This window comes from Bacillus sp. AFS018417 (assembly GCF_002560985.1).
GTDB lineage: Bacteria > Bacillota > Bacilli > Bacillales > Bacillaceae_G > Bacillus_A > Bacillus_A rhizoplanae.
The window spans coordinates 1-20606 of the sequence record NZ_NTTM01000025.1; the positions used below are offsets into that span (position 1 = coordinate 1).

At 36.1% G+C, this 20606-nt stretch carries 19 protein-coding genes, 3 pseudogenes, 2 riboswitches and 1 other annotated feature; of the genes and pseudogenes, 5 read left to right on the top strand and 17 right to left on the bottom strand.

What is annotated here, in order from left to right; translation table 11 throughout:
• The 3 genes from CN326_RS11170 to CN326_RS11180 form a co-directional block, all read right to left on the bottom strand.
• Nucleotides 1-905, bottom strand: a 905-nt coding sequence (locus CN326_RS11170) for an SH3 domain-containing protein (protein WP_255258126.1), incomplete at its 3' end; no start/stop codon positions are given.
• A 605-nt stretch (nt 906-1510) separates the two neighbouring features.
• Nucleotides 1511-2941 (bottom strand): proline--tRNA ligase, encoded by a 1431-nt coding sequence (gene proS, locus CN326_RS11175; RefSeq protein WP_098309105.1) that lies wholly within the window; start codon nt 2939-2941, stop codon nt 1511-1513.
• Nucleotides 2942-2986: 45 nt separating this feature from the next.
• Nucleotides 2987-3190 (bottom strand) — a binding site (T-box leader).
• Nucleotides 3191-3294: 104 nt separating this feature from the next.
• A complete protein-coding gene (locus CN326_RS11180) occupies nt 3295-3570 on the bottom strand; it encodes a YesK-like family protein (RefSeq protein ID WP_098309211.1) in 276 nt (91 codons plus the stop codon).
• Between the two features lie 148 nt (nt 3571-3718).
• Here CN326_RS11180 and CN326_RS11185 point away from each other — a divergent pair, with 148 nt between their 5' ends.
• The gene (locus CN326_RS11185) at nt 3719-5032 is read left to right on the top strand and encodes an alkaline phosphatase family protein (protein WP_098309106.1); all 1314 of its coding nucleotides are present in this window, start codon (nt 3719-3721) and stop codon (nt 5030-5032) included.
• A gap of 96 nt (nt 5033-5128) precedes the next feature.
• Nucleotides 5129-6415, top strand: coding sequence for an MFS transporter (locus tag CN326_RS11190; RefSeq protein WP_098309107.1), 1287 nt, complete (start codon nt 5129-5131; stop codon nt 6413-6415).
• A 193-nt stretch (nt 6416-6608) separates the two neighbouring features.
• Here the strand turns inward: CN326_RS11190 and CN326_RS11195 are convergent.
• Nucleotides 6609-7022 (bottom strand): annotated as a pseudogene (locus tag CN326_RS11195) (MFS transporter); the annotation flags it as partial.
• Nucleotides 7023-7917: 895 nt separating this feature from the next.
• Between CN326_RS11195 and CN326_RS11200 the strand changes: the two are divergent.
• Entirely contained in the window at nt 7918-9237 is a 1320-nt protein-coding gene (locus CN326_RS11200; protein ID WP_098309109.1) for an amino acid permease, read from the top strand.
• 75 nt (nt 9238-9312) lie between these two features.
• Here CN326_RS11200 and CN326_RS11205 read toward each other — a convergent pair.
• The 13 genes and pseudogenes from CN326_RS11205 to CN326_RS11265 form a co-directional block, all read right to left on the bottom strand.
• A pseudogene (locus CN326_RS11205) lies at nt 9313-9467 on the bottom strand (IS6 family transposase); the annotation flags it as partial.
• Between the two features lie 159 nt (nt 9468-9626).
• A complete protein-coding gene (locus CN326_RS11210; RefSeq protein WP_098309110.1) occupies nt 9627-9770 on the bottom strand; it encodes a histidine kinase in 144 nt (47 codons plus the stop codon).
• Nucleotides 9771-9941: 171 nt separating this feature from the next.
• Nucleotides 9942-10202 carry a hypothetical protein gene (locus tag CN326_RS11215; protein ID WP_098309111.1) on the bottom strand — a complete coding sequence of 87 codons (261 nt, stop codon included), beginning with the start codon at nt 10200-10202 and terminating at the stop codon, nt 9942-9944.
• A gap of 17 nt (nt 10203-10219) precedes the next feature.
• Complete coding sequence (locus tag CN326_RS11220; protein ID WP_098309112.1) at nt 10220-10531, bottom strand: thioredoxin family protein; 312 nt, start codon at nt 10529-10531, stop codon at nt 10220-10222.
• A 15-nt stretch (nt 10532-10546) separates the two neighbouring features.
• Nucleotides 10547-10847, bottom strand: a pseudogene (locus CN326_RS11225) (DnaJ family domain-containing protein); the annotation flags it as partial.
• A 336-nt stretch (nt 10848-11183) separates the two neighbouring features.
• Entirely contained in the window at nt 11184-11852 is a 669-nt protein-coding gene (locus CN326_RS11230; RefSeq protein ID WP_098309113.1) for a methionine ABC transporter permease, read from the bottom strand.
• Nucleotides 11827-12867, bottom strand: coding sequence for a methionine ABC transporter ATP-binding protein (locus tag CN326_RS11235; RefSeq protein ID WP_098309114.1), 1041 nt, complete (start codon nt 12865-12867; stop codon nt 11827-11829). The genes CN326_RS11230 and CN326_RS11235 overlap by 26 nt, the downstream gene beginning before the upstream one ends.
• A 12-nt stretch (nt 12868-12879) precedes the next feature.
• A complete protein-coding gene (locus CN326_RS11240; RefSeq protein ID WP_098309115.1) occupies nt 12880-13692 on the bottom strand; it encodes a MetQ/NlpA family ABC transporter substrate-binding protein in 813 nt (270 codons plus the stop codon).
• A 91-nt stretch (nt 13693-13783) separates the two neighbouring features.
• Nucleotides 13784-13898, bottom strand: a riboswitch (SAM riboswitch).
• Between the two features lie 280 nt (nt 13899-14178).
• Nucleotides 14179-15723, bottom strand: a complete 1545-nt coding sequence (locus CN326_RS11245; RefSeq protein ID WP_098309116.1) for an ABC-F family ATP-binding cassette domain-containing protein — start codon at nt 15721-15723, stop codon at nt 14179-14181.
• Nucleotides 15724-16115: 392 nt separating this feature from the next.
• Nucleotides 16116-16865 carry an ABC transporter ATP-binding protein gene (locus tag CN326_RS11250; RefSeq protein WP_098309117.1) on the bottom strand — a complete coding sequence of 250 codons (750 nt, stop codon included), beginning with the start codon at nt 16863-16865 and terminating at the stop codon, nt 16116-16118.
• Entirely contained in the window at nt 16862-17854 is a 993-nt protein-coding gene (locus CN326_RS11255; protein ID WP_098309118.1) for an ABC transporter substrate-binding protein, read from the bottom strand. Before CN326_RS11255 ends, CN326_RS11250 begins: the two co-directional genes overlap by 4 nt.
• Nucleotides 17851-18651 (bottom strand): ABC transporter permease, encoded by an 801-nt coding sequence (locus tag CN326_RS11260; RefSeq protein WP_098309119.1) that lies wholly within the window; start codon nt 18649-18651, stop codon nt 17851-17853. Before CN326_RS11260 ends, CN326_RS11255 begins: the two co-directional genes overlap by 4 nt.
• On the bottom strand, nt 18599-18919 hold the full coding sequence (locus CN326_RS11265) for an MTH1187 family thiamine-binding protein (RefSeq protein WP_098309120.1): 321 nt from the start codon (nt 18917-18919) through the stop codon (nt 18599-18601). The genes CN326_RS11260 and CN326_RS11265 overlap by 53 nt, the downstream gene beginning before the upstream one ends.
• 107 nt (nt 18920-19026) lie before the next feature.
• A riboswitch (TPP riboswitch) is annotated at nt 19027-19129 on the bottom strand.
• A gap of 131 nt (nt 19130-19260) precedes the next feature.
• Between CN326_RS11265 and CN326_RS11270 the strand changes: the two genes are divergently transcribed.
• Together CN326_RS11270 and CN326_RS11275 are read left to right on the top strand one after the other, a co-directional pair.
• Nucleotides 19261-19632, top strand: a complete 372-nt coding sequence (locus tag CN326_RS11270; protein WP_098309121.1) for a cytochrome-c oxidase — start codon at nt 19261-19263, stop codon at nt 19630-19632.
• Nucleotides 19633-20241: 609 nt separating this feature from the next.
• Nucleotides 20242-20511 carry a DUF1292 domain-containing protein gene (locus CN326_RS11275; protein ID WP_098309122.1) on the top strand — a complete coding sequence of 90 codons (270 nt, stop codon included), beginning with the start codon at nt 20242-20244 and terminating at the stop codon, nt 20509-20511.
• Nucleotides 20512-20606 lie beyond the last annotated feature (95 nt).

Below are 20606 nucleotides of genomic sequence, written 5' to 3' on the forward strand. Positions count from 1 at the left end.
ATCGTTACTTTCTCGCCTTGCTTTAAGTTTCCGAGAATGGTACTGCTTGTATTTGCTGCGCTTCTTACTCGTAGGCTTGTTGCCGTTACTGTTCCTGCCTCTTGAGTACCCGTTACGATATTTTCTGGCGGTTTTTCTGCTGGCTTCTCTGCTGATTTTCCTTCTAATTTCACAAATTCTAGTGAAACATAACCTTCTTTTCCGTTGTACGCAATCTTCGCCCAGCCGTTTTCTTTTCCTAATACTGTTATCTTTTCACCTTGTTTTAAGTTTCCAAGAACGGTACTGTTTGTGTTTGCTGCACTTCTTACTCGTAGGCTTGTTGCCGTTATCATTCCTGCTTCACTTTTTCCATTATCAATTACTGGTTGTTGTGGTGTTGCCGGTTGCTTTGATACGGGATTTTCTGCTTGCTCTCCTACTTTTATAAATTCTAAAGAAACATAGCCTTCTTTACCTTTATATTCAATTTTCGCCCAACCATTTGCTTTCCCTAAAATTGTTACATTCTCTCCTTTTTGAACACTTCCAAGAAGAGTACTACCTAAAACAGGACTATTACGAACATTTAAACGAGTTGCTGTTACAACACCAGTTTCGCGTTGTCCATTATTAATACTCGGTTGTTGCTTAGATTCTATTGTAGGCTTTGTTCCTGCCATCTTTAAAAACTGCAGTGAAACATAACCTTCCTTACCATTGTAAGAAATTTTTGCCCAATCTTTTTCCACTCCTAGTACCTTCACAGTTGTTCCTTGTTTTACTTGCCCAACAATTGGACTTTGCGTTGTTGGTTGTTGACGTATATTTAAATTCGTTGCATTTACTGTCGCAGTGCTTTCTTCTTGTGCAAAAGCATGTGTGGAAATAAGAGAGGCTGCTGTTGCTATAAGTGTACCCGCCATTATTTGTTTTTCTATTCTTTTCATAATTTATTAGAATATAAGGATTGTTATATTCTCAGTTCACTCCCTTTCCATATTTTCTTATCTTATCTAACATTTTAACATAAATACTGCCATCCCCTATGTTTGAAAAATGTTAAAAATCTATGAAACCATATATAAAAGTGAAACTTTAAACGGTGGGGGTTTTCTTCATCCCCCACTGTTTATCAGCCCTCACCAATCGGGCTTTTACGGGCAATTTATCTTCCACCTATCTTCTTTAAAAAAGCGGAAGCGATTCTAGCCGCTAGAGCTGGACAATACTTTCACCAAATTTTGAGGTGGGGGTATTACTGCCTGCGAAGAGCGGGATAAATTCACACCAAAAATACACCATACAATATTGAAAAAGGCTAGCATTTTGCTAACCTTTTTCACTTTATTAAAAGTGAAACTTCCATCAGTGGGAGCTTTTTCATCCCCCACTGATGGTTAGTTGAACCAATCGGGCTTTTACGGACAGTTATCCCCCACCTATCTTCTTCGCTTGTCTCTGAATCTTGAGGTGGGAGCTTACTGCCCGCGAATAGCAGGATAGACTCACTAATCAATATACTTACTCTTTAATACGCTTTGCCCCAATACACCATACGCTTCGCATCTTTCTCACAGCACACACATTGTTTAGCTAATTCCTCTTGTTCAAATGGCATACAACGTGATGTAACACCTACTTCTTCTTTCAACTTTTCTTCACAAGCAAGGCTTCCGCACCACATCGCTTTAATAAACCCTTGTTTTTCTTCTGCTACTTGTTTCATTTCTTCAAAAGTAGTAGCTATATATGTTTTTTCTTCACGAAATACTTTTGCTTTTTCAAAAAGAGACTGCTGAATGTCATCAAGTAATGTTGTAATACGTTCTTCTAATTCGTTTATAGATACAAATTCTTTCTCTTTTGTATCACGGCGTACAAGGACAACTTGATTTTTTTCAATATCTTTCGGCCCTACTTCTAAGCGAATTGGTACTCCCTTCATCTCATATTCATTAAACTTCCAGCCTGGTGTTTTGTTGCTTGCATCCATTTTCACACGCGCAACTTTCTGAATACGAGTTTGAAGCTCAGTTGCTTTTTCTAACACGCCTTCTTTGTGCTGGGCAATTGGTACAATCATCACTTGCGTTGGCGCAATCTTTGGTGGTAACACAAGTCCATTATTATCGCTGTGCACCATAATAAGTGCACCAATCATTCTCGTTGTTACACCCCAAGATGTTTGATGTGCATACTGCCATTTTCCATTTCGATCTAAAAATTTAATATCAAACGCCTCGGTGAAGTTAGTGCCAAAGTTATGTGACGTGCCCGTCTGTAGTGCCTTACCATCATGCATTAAACTTTCAATTGTATAAGTTGCTTTAGCACCTGCAAACTTTTCTTTTTCCGTCTTCTGCCCTTTTATAACTGGAATAGCTAAATACTCTTCACAAAACGACGCATATATATCTAAAATATTAAGCGTTTCTTGCTGTGATTCTTCCGCTGTTTCATGAATTGTATGACCTTCTTGCCATAAAAATTCAGTTGTGCGTAAGAACGGACGCGTTGTTTTTTCCCAACGTACAACTGAACACCATTGGTTATATAACTTTGGTAAATCATTATACGACTGAACAATTTTCGAGAAGTACTCACAGAATAACGTTTCTGATGTTGGGCGAACACAAAGACGCTCTGCTAATTCTTCACTTCCTCCATGTGTAACCCACGCTACTTCTGGTGCAAAACCTTCCACATGATCTTTCTCTTTTTGAAGTAAACTTTCTGGAATAAACATTGGCATATACACATTTTCATGCCCTGTTTCTTTTAATTTTCCGTCCATCACTTTTTGAATATTTTCCCAGATCCCATAACCATATGGACGTAAAATCATACATCCTTTTACACTTGAATAATCAACAAGCTCAGCTTTCTTTACAATATCGGTATACCACTGTGCGAAATCTTCTTCCATTTTTGTAATGGCTTGTACTTGTTCTTTTACCATCTACTTTTCCTCCTTCAAAAAAATAAAAAAAGCCCGTGTCCCTATAATAGGGACCGAGCTTTTGCCGGCGTTACCACCCTGATTCATATACAACATGTATATGCTCTCTTGTTTGATAACGGGAATTTCCCGCTGCATATGCAGAACTCAAAGGTAGGTTCCATATTATCTTTTAAGAATCTCTCAGCCACTGGATTCTCTCTCTGCAAAAAGATTGAACATGTACTAATCCTTTTTCATCGTCATAACGATATAAATTTGTTGATTATCATAATACACACTTTGTTGTAAAGCAATATAAAATTTTCTGATTCTTGTATATTCTTTTCATTTTATTTTGTTTTATACTTGTATTATATATATTTATCTCGAAAAAATTTTACGACTTGGTGAAGTAACATCCCAGTAATTGTTCCGATTAGGATAAAGAAACATAGAAAACCATATGCCATGCCTTCCCATCCACCAATGAAAAACAATGTGAATAAAAAACAAACGAAACAAATTATAATCACAATAAGTCCAAAGGCAATGTCAAACGAACGATTCGGAAAGCTTTTCCGTAACATAAACGAAATTAAAAAAACAACAACCGTTGTGATAATACTGATTATCCAAAAGATCTCCACCTTTTCCACCCCCTTCTCCTCCTAAATATATTATATGTTATAAAGTCTGAAAATTTTAAAAATACTTTTTTAAAAGATAAGTTTTTATCACAAAGTACTAATAGTAATATATATAAATAGGATATAGAAACTTGTGGAGGTATTTTCTATGAACAAACCTGCAACAAAACATGTTATTGTTTTATCTTTTGATTGTTTATCGGCTTTAGATTTTCCTATATTACAAACACTTCCTCACTTTCGTTCTTTACTAAAACATGGTGCGTACGCTGAAAAAGTCGAGAGTATTTATCCATCTGTTACATATCCAAGTCATGCAACGATTGTGACAGGAAATTATCCTGCAAAACATGGTGTTGTAAACAATACACTACTGCAACCTGGAAAAGAATCACCCGACTGGCACTGGTACCGCCGTTCTATTAAAGGAACAACCCTTTATGATGAAGCGCGAAAGGCAAACTTAAAAACAGCAGCACTTCTATGGCCTGTCACAGGAAGAGCAAAAATTGATTACAACATGCCAGAAATTTTCCCAAATCGGCCATGGCAAAATCAAGTACTCGTCTCCCTATTCAGTGGAAGTCCATTGTATCAACTAGAATTAAATCAGCGCTTTGGTCATATTCGGAACGGTTTGTCACAACCAGAGCTAGATAATTTTGTTCTCGCTTCTGCGGTACACACAATTCAAACGAAAAAGCCAAACCTTATGTTTGTTCACTTTACCGATTTAGATACACAGCGCCATTACCATGGATTTTCTTCTGAAGAAACAGTAGCAGCTATTCATCGCCACGACAAACGTCTAGGTGCAATTGTTGAGGCGTTAAAAGAAAGCGGCATTTATGAAGAAACAACTATCATTGCACTTGGGGATCATAGCGCATTAGATGAGCATAAGGCTATTCAATTAAATGTCTTATTGCGTGAAAAAGGATTCCTTACTGTGAACAAAAAAGGAGAAGTAACAAATTGGAAAGCTTATTGCCAAAGCTGTGATGGTTCAGCATATGTATACGTAAAAGATAAAAATGATACAGACACAATTGGAAGTTTGCACCGTTTACTGCAAGAAATCATGCAAGATGACCAAAACGGAATTGAGTTTCTATTAACAGATGAAGAAGCAAAAGATCGCGGAGCTGATGGAAATTGCCTCTTTATGCTTGAGGCTCGAGAAGGGTATTACTTTTTAGAAAATCATACTGGAGACCTGATAAGAGAGATTACAAGAGAAGATGTGACCTCTAGTAAAAAATATACGTTTGGTACTCATGGCTATTCTCCATCAAAACCAAATTACGAAACAATTTTCATGGCAGCTGGTAAGGGTATTCGTCAAGGAGCAATTATTCCACGTATGCGACTTATTGATGAAGGTCCTACGATTGCAAGATTGCTTGGATTACATCTTGGTGAAACAGATGGCACTGTAATAGAAGAGTTATTGCAATTGTAAAGTTGTGTAAAAAATATGTAAACATTCAGTTAGTTTCTCTTTTTTATAAACGCCTTTTTGTACAATAACATTAGATTAGTTGAGGGAGGAACATATATGAAAAAAATGTCCAGGCAGGAAAAAAGCTGGATATTATATGACTGGGCAAACTCAGTGTATTCACTTGTTATTACAACTGCTGTATTTCCAATCTACTTTAAAGCAGCCGCTAAAGAAGCTGGACTTGCAGGTACAACATCAACTGCATATTGGGGATATGCAAATTCCTTTGCGACACTTATGGTGTCTATACTTGCTCCAATTCTTGGTACAATTGCTGATTATAAAGGATTTAAGAAACGTTTCTTCACATTCTTTTTCCTATTAGGCATTATTTTTACAAGTATGTTGGCAGTAGTACCAACTTCGCAGTGGATTCTCTTACTTGGCTGTTATATGCTCGCTTTAATTGGATTTGCAGGAGCAAATATTTTTTACGATGCGTTTTTAATAGATGTGACGACAGAGGACCGAATGAACCGTATTTCAACACGCGGCTTTGCTCTTGGCTATATCGGGAGCACAATTCCATTTATCGGCTGCATGGCCCTTATTATTCTTTCACAAAAAAGTATCATCCCATTATCAGTCGGCGTGGCAAGCCAAATTTCATTCGCAATTACAGCACTTTGGTGGGGACTCTTTACCATCCCTATGTTAAAAAATGTTGAACAACGTTATTTTATCGAACGTGATCCAAATCCTGTTGTGACAAGCTTTAAACGCCTTGCTTATACATTTAAAAATATCCGTCAATACCGAACTGTTTTTTTCTTCCTCCTTGCCTATTTCTTCTATATTGATGGAGTCGACACAATCATTACAATGTCAACAGCATATGGAACAGACCTTGGGATTAGTGCAACAAATTTATTAATTATTTTATTCGTTACGCAAATCGTCGCCTGCCCATTTGCATTGTTATATGGCAAGTTATCTGAAACATTTACCGGAAAGAAAATGCTATATGTCGGTATTATTATTTATATTATTATTTGTACGTACGCCTATTTCCTAAAAACAACGCTGGATTTCTGGATTTTAGCGATGCTCGTTGCTACTTCACAAGGCGGTATTCAAGCGTTAAGCCGCTCCTATTTTGCAAAGCTCATTCCGAAAGAATCAGCAAACGAATTCTTTGGATTTTATAACATATTTGGTAAATTCGCTGCCATTATGGGTCCTGTTCTCGTCGGTGTCACAACGCAATTAACAGGCAAAACAAACGCTGGTGTTTTAAGTATTATCATATTATTTATTATCGGTGGATTTCTGTTAACACGCGTACCAGAGGGCTCTTCTGCTTCTGTAACACCACCTTCTCCAAAATCAGAAACATTATAAAGTGAAACTTCCATCAGTGGGGATTTTTTCATCCCCCACTGATGGTTAGTTGAACCAATCGGGCTTTTATGGGCAGTTCCCCCCCACCTAGCTTCCTCGTTTTTCTCTTCATCTTGAGGTGAGGGGGGCTTACTGCCCATTAAAGCGGGGTAATAAAGAAACTCTCCCAACTTATGCTAGTGGGAGAGTTTTTTTATAATTGATTTACTTTCTGCATTTCTTGTTTTTGTGTCATCTTCATTTTGAGTATCGGCAAGACAGCAATTACGACAAGTACAGCTGCTACACTAAACACTGTAATAAGGGAAGTCGCTTCCTTCAATATCCCCCCTAAAGAAACACCTATTAACATCGTGCTCATAAATAACGGCAATATAGTTCCGTTTACCCGGCCAATCATATTGTCAGCTACAAGCTGAATCATGAAAGTTCCTATTACGATATTTACACACGCTAAACAAATTCCTGTTACAAAACGCATACATACCGTAATCCAAAATGAAGTAGAAAATCCTTCTAAAACAAATGAAACGGCTAAAATGATAATTCCAAAAACAAGCAAATGTTTCTGCTTTACTTTTGCAGCAACCACAGCTGGTACTGGGCCTTATAGCATAAGATACAATTCTGTTAGGGATATATGCATTTTATTCTCTTTTTTACACCAGAACCTAAATAACTGTTCTTTTTCCATACTAATCACACACCTTTTGTAAAGTAATAATATCAGTATGTCCAAGATTTATACAAAAAGAAGTTCCTTTTTTCTGAAAAATGAATATAAATTCAAGATTAATAATAAATATCCTAAGGAGATTTTATATTTCTTTCATTTATTCCTTTACATCTGCATGAATCATTTATTATAACAGTTTTCCCGTCTAAAATAAGATGTTTCAACAAAGGAAAGTATAATTATCTTTGTAATGGTCTTCCAATATAATCGATGTGTTAATCAAAGGAAAACTGTATTATTATTTTCTTTCTACTAACTAATACAGATTCAAACGATGGGCACAACTGCTACATGCCAAGTGTAATTTATTATCTATTCAAGATTCTGTTTATTCAATCTTTCTAAAAATAAAAAAATATTAAAACTCATAAATATGCAAGCTATAATGAGGGCGTCAGGAGATAATCTATTACCTCCAGAGAAAATATCAAACCAAGTTCTGGTGCAAAAATTCTAAACTTCTAAAATTGGACATACTGATACGCTTCCTTTTGTAATCAGAAAGGGAAATTTATTTAACATAAAAGTGGAAGCGTTACCATCCGAATCTTATGTTCTGATTTTTGGAACAAATGTAATTGTAGAAAATAAAAGCCGGAACATATTTTGAATTGGACATTCTAATAACTTAGATTCAACTGCAGTTAAAAACAATACATTATGGGGGCTTAGTTGTTAAATACAAAAGTTGTTTTGATGTGATTGGGCCAATATTCCTAAGCCTTAAAAAGAGACGTAAGAATAGGATACAAGGAGGAATTATTATATGAATGGGAATACTGCAAAAAAAATAGAATTTCAAGCTGAAAATACTGCAGTAAAAAATGAGAAATATCCAGATCCTAAAAAGTGGCATAAACAGGATACTACCTGGGCATTGAGCCTTTTTGGAACAGCAATTGGAGCAGGAGTACTCTTTTTACCTATTAATGCAGGTTCAGGTGGTTTATTATCATTACTGTTAATTACCATACTTGCATTTCCTGTTATGTACTACTCACATAGAGCGCTTGCTAAAATGATATACGCTTCTAATTCTGCTGAAGAGGGGATTACAGGTACAATAAGAGAGTATTTCGGAAATAAGGCAAGTATAATTTTTAATATAGTATATTTCGTCTCAATTTATACTATTGTGCTGATGTATTCGGTTGCACTTACAAATACTGCAAGTAGCTTTATCGTGAATCAATTGCACATGCAGGAGCCTCCAAGGGCCATTTTATCGCTTGTATTAGTACTCGGTCTTATAGCTATATTAAATTTTGGTCAAGATATCACTGTAAAGATAATGAGCATGCTAGTATATCCTTTCATAGCTTCTCTACTTTTTATCGCAATATCTTTGATTCCACAGTGGAATACGTCAATGCTTAGTTTTTCAAGTGTTTCTACTGCTTCAACAGGCACAGGATATTTTGGAACGATATTGATGATACTACCAATCATAGTATTCTCGTTCAATCATTCGCCTATGATTTCATCATTTGTTATGAAACAGAGAGCAACCTATGGAATAGAAGCTACTGATGCCAAATGTGCTCAAATACAAAAAGCTTGTTATATCATGACATTCGCTGTTGTTATGTTCTTTGTTTGGAGCAGTACATTGAGTTTGACTCCAGCTGATCTTATAAAAGCAAAAGAAGAGAACTTATCAATTCTATCATATCTTGCTAATGAGCTTAATTCGCCTGTCATCACTATTGCAGCTCCTATCATTGCTTTTATGGCTATAACAAAGTCCTTCCTTGGCCATTATATAGGAGCATATGAGGTAATGCGTGACATGATTATCAAGGTCGGTAAAAAACGCGGAAAAAATATGGGAGAAAAAACAGTTAAGACAATGATCCTTACTTTTGTTGTATTAACATGCTGGTATGTTGCTTATGCAAATCCAAGTATTCTTGGAATCATTGATGCCCTTAGTGGTCCGTTAGTTGCTGCTATCTTATGTCTATTACCAATGTATGCGATCCGCAAAGTACCAGTACTAGCTAAATACAGAGGGAAAGCGAGCAACGTATTTGTCATTATTATAGGTATACTTACTGTCCTAGCAAGTATTAGATCATTATTCTAATTCACTATTGTTGGTTCTGTTGCAAAAATAGTGGGAAATGAAAAAAGAACGAAAGATTCCTAGCGGAAATGAATTTTATGCTGTTAAACCAAAGAAATTATAGATAAGATATATCTGTTTTGGACAAACTTCTTACCTTGGGGAGTTTGTCCTTTTTTGATTATATGCATAACTTCTATTCCAGCAATCACTTTTTTAGCTGTTTGCAATGATTTTAATCCAAGCATATTGGGGTGCCGCCCCATGTCCATCAAGCTAATATTTTGAAGTATCCCCAAAACGAAAATTTTATATCACTACAACAGTTATTTATGAGAATTCAGTGCATTTTTTGCGTTTTGGGGAACAACCAATTTCTTAAGTTGATGGGTATGTAAGGTGACCCCTATTTAAGAAAACATCTTGTCAATCCAATTATGAATCGCATACAGTTTCCCTATTTTTAACGCGACCTTAAATAAAATAACGCCTACCCCTACTAAAGCAAATGCAATCATCTTCCCTTTATTTTTTACTTTCGGCTTTTTTTCCATTCTATATTCCCTCTTTATATCTTTTTATCTTTATTAATAGATATGAGTTCCCTTATTAATCAAACGTTTGTTTAATACATTTCACAAGGCTTTGCCCCAACTAATCAAACGTTTGTTTAAATTTCAAAACAGTAAGAAATGCGCCTTTTCAGACGCATTTCCATATTAACTTCAATCGCCACCACAACTTCCACCATCTCCGCCATCTCCACCATCTCCACCATCTCCACCATCTCCACCAAAAGAACTATCACAATCTCCTGAACTCTCACTAGGTCCTGCGAAAAAAAATGGTGTAGCAGTATACGTTGTACTACCCGTTGCATCAGACTTATATTGTTTTTGTGCCCGCTTTCTTTCACTAGATACAATTACTTTTACAATAATCCAAAATAGTATAATAAAAAGCACAGCGCCTACTAATATTTCCATTTTAAATCCCCCTTTCACTATTCAATCATTTGTAGAATACGATTTATATTCTCCAAAGAAATGAAACGAGATTCTCGTACTATTTCTTTTCCACCGTGAAATAGTAAAACAGTTGGTGCAGTAAACACTAAATATTGCCCTGAAATTTCCCTCATATCCTCTAATGAAACAACAATTCTTTCCACATTCGAATGATGTTCGAGTAATTGTGTTATTTTTTCGAGCATAACGTCGCATACACCGCAATCTTCAGTTTTAATAAATAGTAGTAATAATGGCTGTTGTTCAATATATGCTGTTAGTTCTTCTATATTTGAGAATTGTTTCATGCAAATCCCTCTTTCTTACATGAATTTTTGAAATATCTTTTTACGATATGTGCCAAATACTGATGTTTCTTTTAATTTACGCCTTTCTAGCATTTGCTGAAGACGAAGCGATTTTGCAGTTAATTCTTCTTATAATTGCCTTCTTTCTGCTTCATCGTGACAGCAAGCAATCAGATCTTCGATTTTTAACATATCTTTTTGTAGCTGCATTTCTTCAGGAATCATGCCAGCATTTTTTAAAATTTTATAACTTATGCGAAGCTTCTGGTATCATTGACAAATCCTTTCATTCAAGAGGCTTTCCTTTGTCATGTATCAGCATTTATATAGATATGTTAAAAACTTCATGTGCCGTGGCTTCATTATCATCATACGGAAATATATGTAATTCCGTCAATAAAACAAGCTATTTTTATATGATTCATACACGCAAAATAGATTTATAAAGTGAAACTTCCATCAAGTAGGATTTCTTCATCCCCACCTATTTTCTTCACTTTCTCTGCATCTTGAGGTTGGGATCTTACTGCCCAAAAGTAGCGAGATAAATATAAAACTGTCGTTTTTCTAATATTTGAAACTCTAATTATCTTAACTGGAACAAAGAAAACGGCGCTCTTGCACAAAAGAGGCACCGTTTTTACATTTTCTATTAATCTTTTTTTAATTTTCTAGCAATCCCATTTCCAAGAGACTGCAATCCTTGTACGAGGATAATTAAAATTAGAACGGTCGCATACATCACTTCTGGTTCATAACGCAAATGCCCAAAGCGATATGCTAAATCACCAAGCCCACCTGCTCCAACAAGTCCCGCCATTGCAGTTGCACCAATTAACCCGATCGTCGCAATCGTTAAACCTAGAACTAAAGATGGCCTTGCTTCCCTAACCATCACATACCAAATTATTTTTCGAGTCGAGATTCCCATCGCTTTATAGGCTTCTAATACTCCTCGATCAACTTCAAGTAATGCTGTTTCCATAAGACGTGCAATATAAGGTGCTGTAAATACGACAAGTGGTACAATTACTCCTTTTACTCCAATTGTTGTCCCAACAATGAATTTTGTAAAAGGTAAAATAAAAAATAGTAGAATAATAAACGGAATAGACCGAATGATATTAATCACTGTATTGAGAATCGGATATATGATTTTATTCTCTAGTTGCCCGCCGGGACGTGTTAACACAAGTGCTACACCAAGCGGAAGCGCAATGATAATTGAAATAAAAAGAGCAATGCTTGTCATTTGAAATGTTTGAATCGTTGCTTCCCATATTACTTCACTCCACTCACCCAAAAAGGACTTGCTGGTCATGTTCTTTTCCGCCCCCTTCTACAATAATTCCCTGTTCTTGTAAAAATGATAATGCCCTATGTACTTCTGTTGTTTCTCCTTTCATATGAACAACTAATTTTCCATACGCCTCATGCTTCAGCTGGGTGATGTTCCCCGATAGAATATTGGGATACACATTAAAGCGCTTTGTCGCAACAGCAAGTGCTGGTTCACCAGATGAATTTCCAATAAACGATAACGTAACGATTTCACCATTCTTTTGTAATTCAACCTGTAATACGTTAGGAATTTTTGAAGCAAATGAACTGTTTACAAACTTTTTAGTTGTGTCATGCTGCGGATTCGTAAATATATCTCTTACCTTACCGCTTTCTACAATACTACCGTTTTCCATTACCGCTACGCGATCACAAATGCGCTGAATAACATTCATTTCATGCGTAATCAGTAAAATCGTAATCCCAATCTTCTCATTAATTTCTAAAAGCAAATCTAAAATAGATTCTGTTGTTTCCGGATCTAATGCACTTGTTGCTTCATCACTTAGTAATACTTCTGGTTCATGAGATAAAGCGCGGGCAATCGCAACCCGTTGTTTTTGTCCCCCTGAAAGCTCATTCGGATACGCATCTTTTTTTTCAAACAATCCAACAATGCGCAAATATTTTTCTGTCCTATGTTGAATCTCAGCTTTTGTAATTCCTGTAAGTCGAAGTGAAAGTGCTATATTTTCATATACAGTTGCTGTTTTTAATAAATTAAATCCTTGAAAAATCATGCCAATTTTTTGCCTTGCCTGTGCAAGCTCATTTGAAGGTAAAGATGTTAAATCTTTTCCATTTATAAGAACATGACCAGTCGTCGGCCTTTCTAATAAATTGACGCAGCGGATTAACGTACTTTTCCCGGCACCGCTATACCCAATAACTCCAAATATTTCTCCTTTTTTCACAGTAAGCGATGTATCTTTAAGTGCTTCTACTTTCCCTTTTTCTGTTTCAAATATTTTAGATACATTCTGTAATTCGATCATACACTTCATCCCCTACCACGATGGCAATACAGCTCCATCAAATTTTTTCTCAATAAATTCTTTCACTTCTGGTGATTGGTAAGCTTTCTTAAACTGCTTTACGACTGCATCATCTTTATTATCTGAGCGAACAACGACCCAGTTTACATATGGCGAATCTTTTCCTTCACGGAAAATAGAATCTTTTGCTGGATGTAGTTTTGCACCCATTGCAAAGTTTGTATTAATGGCAGCTGCTTGTACTTCACTTAACTGTGTTGGCAGCTGGGATGCTTCTAGTTCAACAATTTTTAAGTTTTTAGGATTCTCTACTACATCTTTCGCGGTTGCCTTCTCTTTTGCTTTTGGATCAACTTTTAATACGCCCGCTTTCTCAAATAATTTCAACGCGCGTAATTCATTTGTTGGATCATTCGGTACCGCAATTGCATCCCCTTCTTTTAAATCCTTCACATCTTTCACTTTCTTTGAATAAATCCCCATTGGAAACGTTACTGTTGAAAATACTTCTGTTAACTTCATTTTGCGTTCTTCTTTAAATACATCTAAATATGATTTCGTTTGAAAGCTATTCAGATCAATGTCTTTTTCATCTAACGATACATTGGGCATTACATAATCATTGAACACTTTAATCTCCACTTGTAAATGATCTTTTGCAGCTACTTCTTTTACTTTCTCCAAAATTTGTTCATGCGGCCCGCCGGTTACGCCAACAGTAATTTTCTTCTCATCTAATGCCTTAGCATCTTTTGTTGAATCTAGGCTGCATGCCCCTAGTAACAATACAGCTCCGCTTACAATACTTAATAATAATTTCTTCATCTCAGTTCCTCCTTAGTTTCTATCTTTTTGACAAAATAAAAACACCTCTCTAAAGTTAAGAGAGGTGTCCTATATATATAAGTAGCTTCCTCTCTTATCTTCCAAAACGATAATCGTTTTGCTGGAATTAGCACCTGAACTTACCGTTTCGTAAGTTTGGTTGCCGGGCTTCATCGGGCCAGTCCCTCCGCCTCTCTGGATAAGAGTATCAGTATAAAATTGTCAAAAACTATGTACCTTATACTAAATCTTGTAAGACATTTTGTCAACGAAATTTTCTGAATTTTTTTCATTATCAAGCAATAGAGTAAAACTTTCATCAGTGGGGGTTTTCTTCATCCCCTACTGATGGAAAGCCCGCCCAATCGGGCACATGCCAGCAGTTATCCCCCACCTATCTTCTTCACTTTTCTCTGCATCTTGAGGTGGGGGTCTTACTGCCCAAAAATAGCGGGATAAAGGAGCTATACGCTCCTTTGATATCCCTTATTTTATCTCTTTGCGCCACCCCTGCACATGCCAAACTTGCGTCACCCACTCTTCATAAAAAGCAGGTTCATGAGAAACAAGTAAAACCGTTCCTTCATATTGCATAAGGGCTTCCTTAAGTGCTTCTTTTGCTCGAACATCTAAATGGTTAGTTGGTTCATCTAAAACGAGTATATTACTTTCTGTTAACATCAATTCACATAAACGTACTTTCGTTTGTTCTCCACCACTTAATGAGCAAAGCCGCTGCCCAATATGTTCTTCTGTTAAACCGCACCTTGCTAGGGCCTGCCGAATTTCTTTTTGAGTCATATCAGGTCGCAATGACCATATTTCCTCAATTGGTGTTTGTTCTGAAGCAAATTCTTCTTGTGCAAAATAAGCTGGATTTACTCGCTCTCCTATTTTCACAATACCACTTAAAGGCTGCAAATGTCCCAATAGTGTTTTTAACATTGTTGTTTTCCCAATACCGTTATAGCCGACGATGGCAATTTTTTCACCGCGCTTTACCTGTAAATCAATTGGCGGGAATAAGGGCGCTGTGTAGCCAATTTGCATATCCTTTGCCTCTAAAATCCGGCTCACAGGATCACAGTAAACATGAAACATAAAACGTGGCTGCAGTGCAGAAGTTGGTTTTCCGATTTTGTTTATTTTTTCTAATACTTTTTCGCGGCTTTTTGCCTGTTTTGCTTTACGAATTTTATTCTTTTGAATAAAGTCCTTTAACTTTCCAATTTCTCTTTGCTGCCTATCATATACCACTTGTAATTGCTGTTTATTTTGTTCATAGTTTTTTATAAATGTTTGATAATTACCTATATAACGTTTCATTCCTTTATGTTCTAAATGATAAATTACATTGGTAATTTCATTTAAAAACCTTTCATCATGCGAAACCACAATGTAAGCATGTTCGTAATTTTTCAAATACCCCATAAGCCATTCAATATGAACGTTATCGAGATAGTTTGTTGGTTCATCAAGTAATAAAACATGCGGTTCTTCTAATAATAATTTTCCTAATAATAGTTTTGTTCGTTGGCCGCCGCTTAGTTTTTCCACCTCACGCTCCATACCAAGTGCTAAAATCCCTAATCCCGCAGCAACTTCCTCTATTTTTGCATCAATATGATAAAAATCAGAATGCTCTAGTATACTTTGTAACTCTCCGTATTGTACTAACAATTGTTCAAGGTTATCTCCTGCTGTTGCCATTTTCTCCGCTACTTGCCGCATATTATCCTCGATATCATACAAGTGGCCAAAGGCAGTTTGTAAATATTTCATAATTGTTGTTCCAGCTTGCAGATCAATATGTTGCTGTAAAAAACCAATATTTACATGAGGAAACCATTCAACCTTTCCTGCATCAGGAAGTAACTCTCCTGCTAATATACGCAGTAATGTGGATTTCCCTGCTCCGTTGCTCCCTACAAGGCCAACACGCTCACCTCGAAGTAAGCGAACACAAATATTTTGAAAGATTATTTTATCCCCGTACATATGGGTAACATTTTCAACTGATAACATACTCATTTTACTCTCTCCTTTTCGCTTCAAATACAAAGCCAAACGAGAGAACAGCATGATAAAAACAATATTCAATTAGCTGAACATAAAAATGGGTAAGGCGAACACACCTTACCCATTACAATTTATTATTGTAAGAAAGGAATAAGGTTCTTTATCTACTGTCTTCCGGTCGGCTTTTAATCAAAAATTGGGCATACTTCTCCCTTATCAAGCCAAAACCATTTGAAGAACAGTTGATAAAGTCATCTTATCCTTTCACTCCTTTTGAAATCATTATTTTCTCATAATAATAGTATAAACAAAGCTCTTATATCATATTCTTCCTTTTTCTTTTTGTTCCTGCACTCAAAAGAAAAAACTCTTAACAAATTAGATTTGTTAAGAGTTTTTTTCGTCTATTTCCTCATATAAGGAGCCAATATTTTTAATATCTCTGTTTTATCTTCTTTTAGTTCTTCAGAGGTTAACATGTCCATTGTTCTAGGTCGCGGCAAGTTCACCTTGACTTCTCCAACAATTGTTGATGGTTGCTGTGACATAATGAAGACACGATCTGATAACAAAATAGCTTCATCTAAATCATGTGTGACCATAATAATAGTTTGCTTTCCTTTTTGCCACGATTCTAGCAGCCAGCTATGAACTTCCATTTTTGTAAATGCATCTAATTTCCCAAAGGGCTCATCAAGCAGCATAATTGGTTTATCACATAAATACGTACGTAAAAAACTAACACGTTGCCGCATTCCACCAGATAAAGCATCTGGGTAATGATTTGCATATTCATCAAGTCCAAATTGCCTTAGCGCATCCATACCAGCTTCTAAACGTTTTCTTTTTGGCTGTCCTTCAATTTCTAAAGGTAATACAATATTATGAAGAGCAGAACGCCACGGAAGCAGAAGATCTTGCTGCGGCATATAGCTAACAATCTCCCGATTCATAACGGATTGATTTTCGTAAAGTACATCTCCCTCATTTGCTCCTTCAATTCCAGCAATAATGTTTAATAATGTACTTTTTCCGCAACCACTTGGTCCGACAAAGGAAACAAACTCTCCATCCTGAATTGAGACGTTCATATGCTCTAGCACTGTTTTCCCATCAAATGTTTTCGTAACGTCTTTTACTAGTAATCCGCTCATTTTTCGCTTGGAAGGAATTCGTTTGTAAAGGCCGCTTTCACATCAATTTTCTTTTTAATGACTTTATTGTCATATAAGAAATTCATATAATTGCTCCATACCTCTTCCTTCTGTACTCCCCACGCTTTCGCATCATCTTGATATTTCGTACTTAACCATTTTTGACTTTCTTGTACTAACTCTTTATTGATGTCAGGTACATTTTTAATTAAAATATCCGCTGCTTCTTTCGGTTCCTTAATTGCAAAGTTATAACCATCTGTTGTTGCTTTCATAAATTTCTTTACAAAGTCTTTATCTTGTTTTGCATGTTTTTCACTTGTAATAATAACAGGACTATAATAATCTAATGCCGGATCTAAATCTTTTAACATAATTGTATTCAATTCAATACCTTGTCTCTTTGCTTCAATTCCATCCCAGCCATAATAGATCCACTCAAAATCAGCATCGCGGCCAATAGATTTAAAGAAATCGGTTTGTCCAAGTACAACATTCTGTACTTTACTATAGTCTGCTTGATGCTTATCCATAATTGTTTTTAATGTCGCTTCTTCTGCCGGTGCACCCCAGCCGCCATATCTTTTTCCTTCAAAATCCTTTGGTGATGTTATGTTATCTTTTTTTAGAGACGCAAACGCAGATGTATTATGTTGAATAATTGCACCAATTGATACAACTGGAATGTCTTCTACACGTGCTGTTGTTACGTTTTCTTGATAGCTTACACCAAAATCAGCTTTTCCTGATGCAACCATTTGTTCAACAGAAGTATTATCACCCGGCTGAATAATTTCTACATCCAATCCTTGTTTTTTATAGTAATCTTTCGTCTTTGCTACATATAAACCAGTATGGTTTGTATTTGGAAACCAGTCCAATACCACTGTTACTTTCTTCTCTTTACTCTCTGCTTTCTTGTCTGCTGAGCAACCTGCAAATGAAAATAGTAAAGAAGCTGCTAATAATATTTTTAACCCTTTTTTCATTTTCCCTCATCCTTCCTGTAAATCCATGGTGCTGTTAGTCTTGCCATCAATTCGACAATAAAATACAACAATAACGTCATACCAACAATAACAACGGCTATCGCAAATACACGTGCTGTTAAAAAAGATTTTGTTGCCCTTGTCAGCATAACACCTAGCCCTTCACTTGCACCAAGCCATTCTCCAATAATAGCGCCCATTACGCTATATGTAACTGCAATTTTTAATCCTGAAAAAAAGTATGGCAATACTGCTGGAAATTTCACTTTTTGATATACTTGCCACTTGCTTGCTCGCATCGTTTGAAGTAATTTCAGCATCGGTTTATCTACCGTTTGAAAACCTTCTAAAATGCTAAGCGCAATTGGAAAGAAGCATACAAGAATAACAACCATTACTTTTGGCAGCATTCCATAGCCAAACCAAATAATAAATAAAGGTGCTAGCACGACAATCGGAATCGTTTGTGAAATCACCAATAGTGGATGAATTAAGACACGGAACAACGGAATGACGTCCATAATAATTGCAATGCTCGTTCCAATTACAATCGCAAAAAATAATCCGATTAAAACTTCTTCCAGCGTCTGCACCGTATTTGGGAGTAATAAATCTTTCATTTCTATAAGTTCACTTACAATCGCGGAAGGCTTCGGTAAAATCCACGGTTCAATATGAAATACTGACACAGCCCCTTCCCATATTGCAATGAGAAAAAGAAGCCAAACCATTGTAATCGTTACGTTAGATCGTTTCTGTTTTTTCATGCTCTTCACGATACTTCCACACTTTTTCATCAATCGTTACACCTGTGCTTGGACGATAATGAATTTTAATAGAAGTAATGACTTCTTCAGCTCCATCATCTATACAAGCTTGCTGCGCACGTTTGATAATATCAAGAAGTTCGTCTAATTCCCCTTCCATCGTTGTTTCCATCGCACCAACTTCATAGCGTACACCAGATTGCTGAACAACCTCAATCGCTTTATCTACAACTGAATATACATCTTTCATCTTTGCTTGTGGTACAACTGAAAATGAAATCGTAACTTGCTGTGACATACTAAATTCCTCCTTATATTAAATAAGTTTCACGAAAAAAGAAAAGGCTTTCCTGTCATGAAGCCAGGAAAGCCTTATATTCAAGTTACCATAGAATAACATATGCTACGATTCTTGATACAACTCCCTACGCTGGCATTATCCAGATCAGGTTAAGGGTCGATGCATTGTTACATCCTCTCAGCCGCACGGGCTCCCCTGTTCCAATTCGTTTTCATTGTAGCACGGATTATTTTTGTGAACAAACAAAAATAAATTTTTCCATCTAATGATACTGTCCTCAAGTTCATCTTCATATATTCTATTGTACTCACAAATTAATATGGAAAGGTGGAAATTGTATGGGCATTCGCTTTATAAAGATTTCTTCTATTTATTTTGTCATCGGCGTCTGTATGGGGATGTATATGTCAATGTCTCTTAATTTTGCATTAAGAAGTGTACACGTTCACTTGCTGCTTCTTGGCTGGGCTTCAATGATGGCAGCTGGCATTTTATATCATATCTTTCAAGAAGCTGGTCATTCTAAACTAGGAAAAATTCACTTTTGGCTGCTTAATATTGGGCTGCCAATTATGATGATTGCACTAGCTCTTGAGATTTATGGAAATCACGCAGCTATTCCGTTTGTTGCCGGCGGTAGTATTCTTGTTGTTCTCGCTATTATTATATTTTCTATTAATATTTTTACACATGTAAAAGAAAATTCATAATGAAGTTCTTTATGAATTGAACCTTCCATCATCGGAAATCTTACTGCTCTTTATACAAAATACATGAAAAAAAAGCAGAAGCGGTTAACGCTCCTGCTTTTTTCATGATATTTCAGCCTTTAAATTCTCCAATAAGCTCTCGCAGCTCATAGGCAAGCGTATTTAAACAACCTGCTAATTTCGCTACTTCTTGAACAGACATTTCCTGCTCTTTCATACTTTCTTCCACTGTCTATTCAAAACATATAATGATGAATCGAAATCTTTATTTTTTTGAGATAAGGTAGGGATAGAAGGAAGAATGTAATTACATCAATAAAGCTTAGTCTAATACATTTTTTTAATGGAACAGTGAGAGAAGTCCACAAGGGTAGTCAATAACCAAATATCCACATGCAATCCATTTCTAAAGTTGATGGGCATGTGACGAGAGCTCAAAATGTATTCATTCATATTCACAGATGATATCCTTTTAGTTGGATTTTTACGCTGAAGCAGCAAGAAATTGTTGTTCTTTGAGCATTAATTTGATATTTTATGGAAAGATATACTAGTAAGTATACGATTTGAACGTTCTATTTTTTAGAATATAACAGGAGGAGAATGAATATGTCGGAAATTGAAGTAGGCGAAATTTTTACCCTTAGCGATGAGAGTAATGAGGAGCAGGAAGTTGAAGTGCTCGGAACGATGAATGTCGAAGGAGCAGAATACATTGCTGTTGGCTTTGTAGAAGACATTCAAACGGAAACAGAGGAAGACATTGATATCTTCTTTTTAAAAGTAGAAGAAGATAGTGAATTCTCATACATTGAGAGTGACGAGGAATTTGAAAAAGTATCTGCTGCGTTTGAGAAAATTATGGACGAGCAAGAATAATATTGGTTGGACACAAGAGGGGGATGCATATCTGCCCTCTGTTTTTGTATATAGGGGTACCGCCCCATTGCCATCAAGTCAAGAAATTCATTGTT

Coding starts and splice junctions, on each gene's coding strand:
- CN326_RS11190 (WP_098309107.1), top strand. CDS start 5,129: ATGAAAAAAATGTCCAGGCAGGAAAAAAGCTGGATATTATATGACTGG.
- CN326_RS11210 (WP_098309110.1), bottom strand. CDS start 9,770: ATGGAAAAAAAGCCGAAAGTAAAAAATAAAGGGAAGATGATTGCATTT.
- CN326_RS11220 (WP_098309112.1), bottom strand. CDS start 10,531: ATGAAACAATTCTCAAATATAGAAGAACTAACAGCATATATTGAACAA.
- CN326_RS11235 (WP_098309114.1), bottom strand. CDS start 12,867: ATGATCGAATTACAGAATGTATCTAAAATATTTGAAACAGAAAAAGGG.
- CN326_RS11260 (WP_098309119.1), bottom strand. CDS start 18,651: ATGAAAAAGTGTGGAAGTATCGTGAAGAGCATGAAAAAACAGAAACGA.
- CN326_RS11250 (WP_098309117.1), bottom strand. CDS start 16,865: ATGAGCGGATTACTAGTAAAAGACGTTACGAAAACATTTGATGGGAAA.
- CN326_RS11255 (WP_098309118.1), bottom strand. CDS start 17,854: ATGAAAAAAGGGTTAAAAATATTATTAGCAGCTTCTTTACTATTTTCA.
- proS (WP_098309105.1), bottom strand. CDS start 2,941: ATGGTAAAAGAACAAGTACAAGCCATTACAAAAATGGAAGAAGATTTC.
- CN326_RS11185 (WP_098309106.1), top strand. CDS start 3,719: ATGAACAAACCTGCAACAAAACATGTTATTGTTTTATCTTTTGATTGT.
- CN326_RS11270 (WP_098309121.1), top strand. CDS start 19,261: ATGGGCATTCGCTTTATAAAGATTTCTTCTATTTATTTTGTCATCGGC.
- CN326_RS11240 (WP_098309115.1), bottom strand. CDS start 13,692: ATGAAGAAATTATTATTAAGTATTGTAAGCGGAGCTGTATTGTTACTA.
- CN326_RS11275 (WP_098309122.1), top strand. CDS start 20,242: ATGTCGGAAATTGAAGTAGGCGAAATTTTTACCCTTAGCGATGAGAGT.
- CN326_RS11265 (WP_098309120.1), bottom strand. CDS start 18,919: ATGTCACAGCAAGTTACGATTTCATTTTCAGTTGTACCACAAGCAAAG.
- CN326_RS11200 (WP_098309109.1), top strand. CDS start 7,918: ATGAATGGGAATACTGCAAAAAAAATAGAATTTCAAGCTGAAAATACT.
- CN326_RS11215 (WP_098309111.1), bottom strand. CDS start 10,202: ATGGAAATATTAGTAGGCGCTGTGCTTTTTATTATACTATTTTGGATT.
- CN326_RS11245 (WP_098309116.1), bottom strand. CDS start 15,723: ATGAGTATGTTATCAGTTGAAAATGTTACCCATATGTACGGGGATAAA.
- CN326_RS11230 (WP_098309113.1), bottom strand. CDS start 11,852: ATGACCAGCAAGTCCTTTTTGGGTGAGTGGAGTGAAGTAATATGGGAA.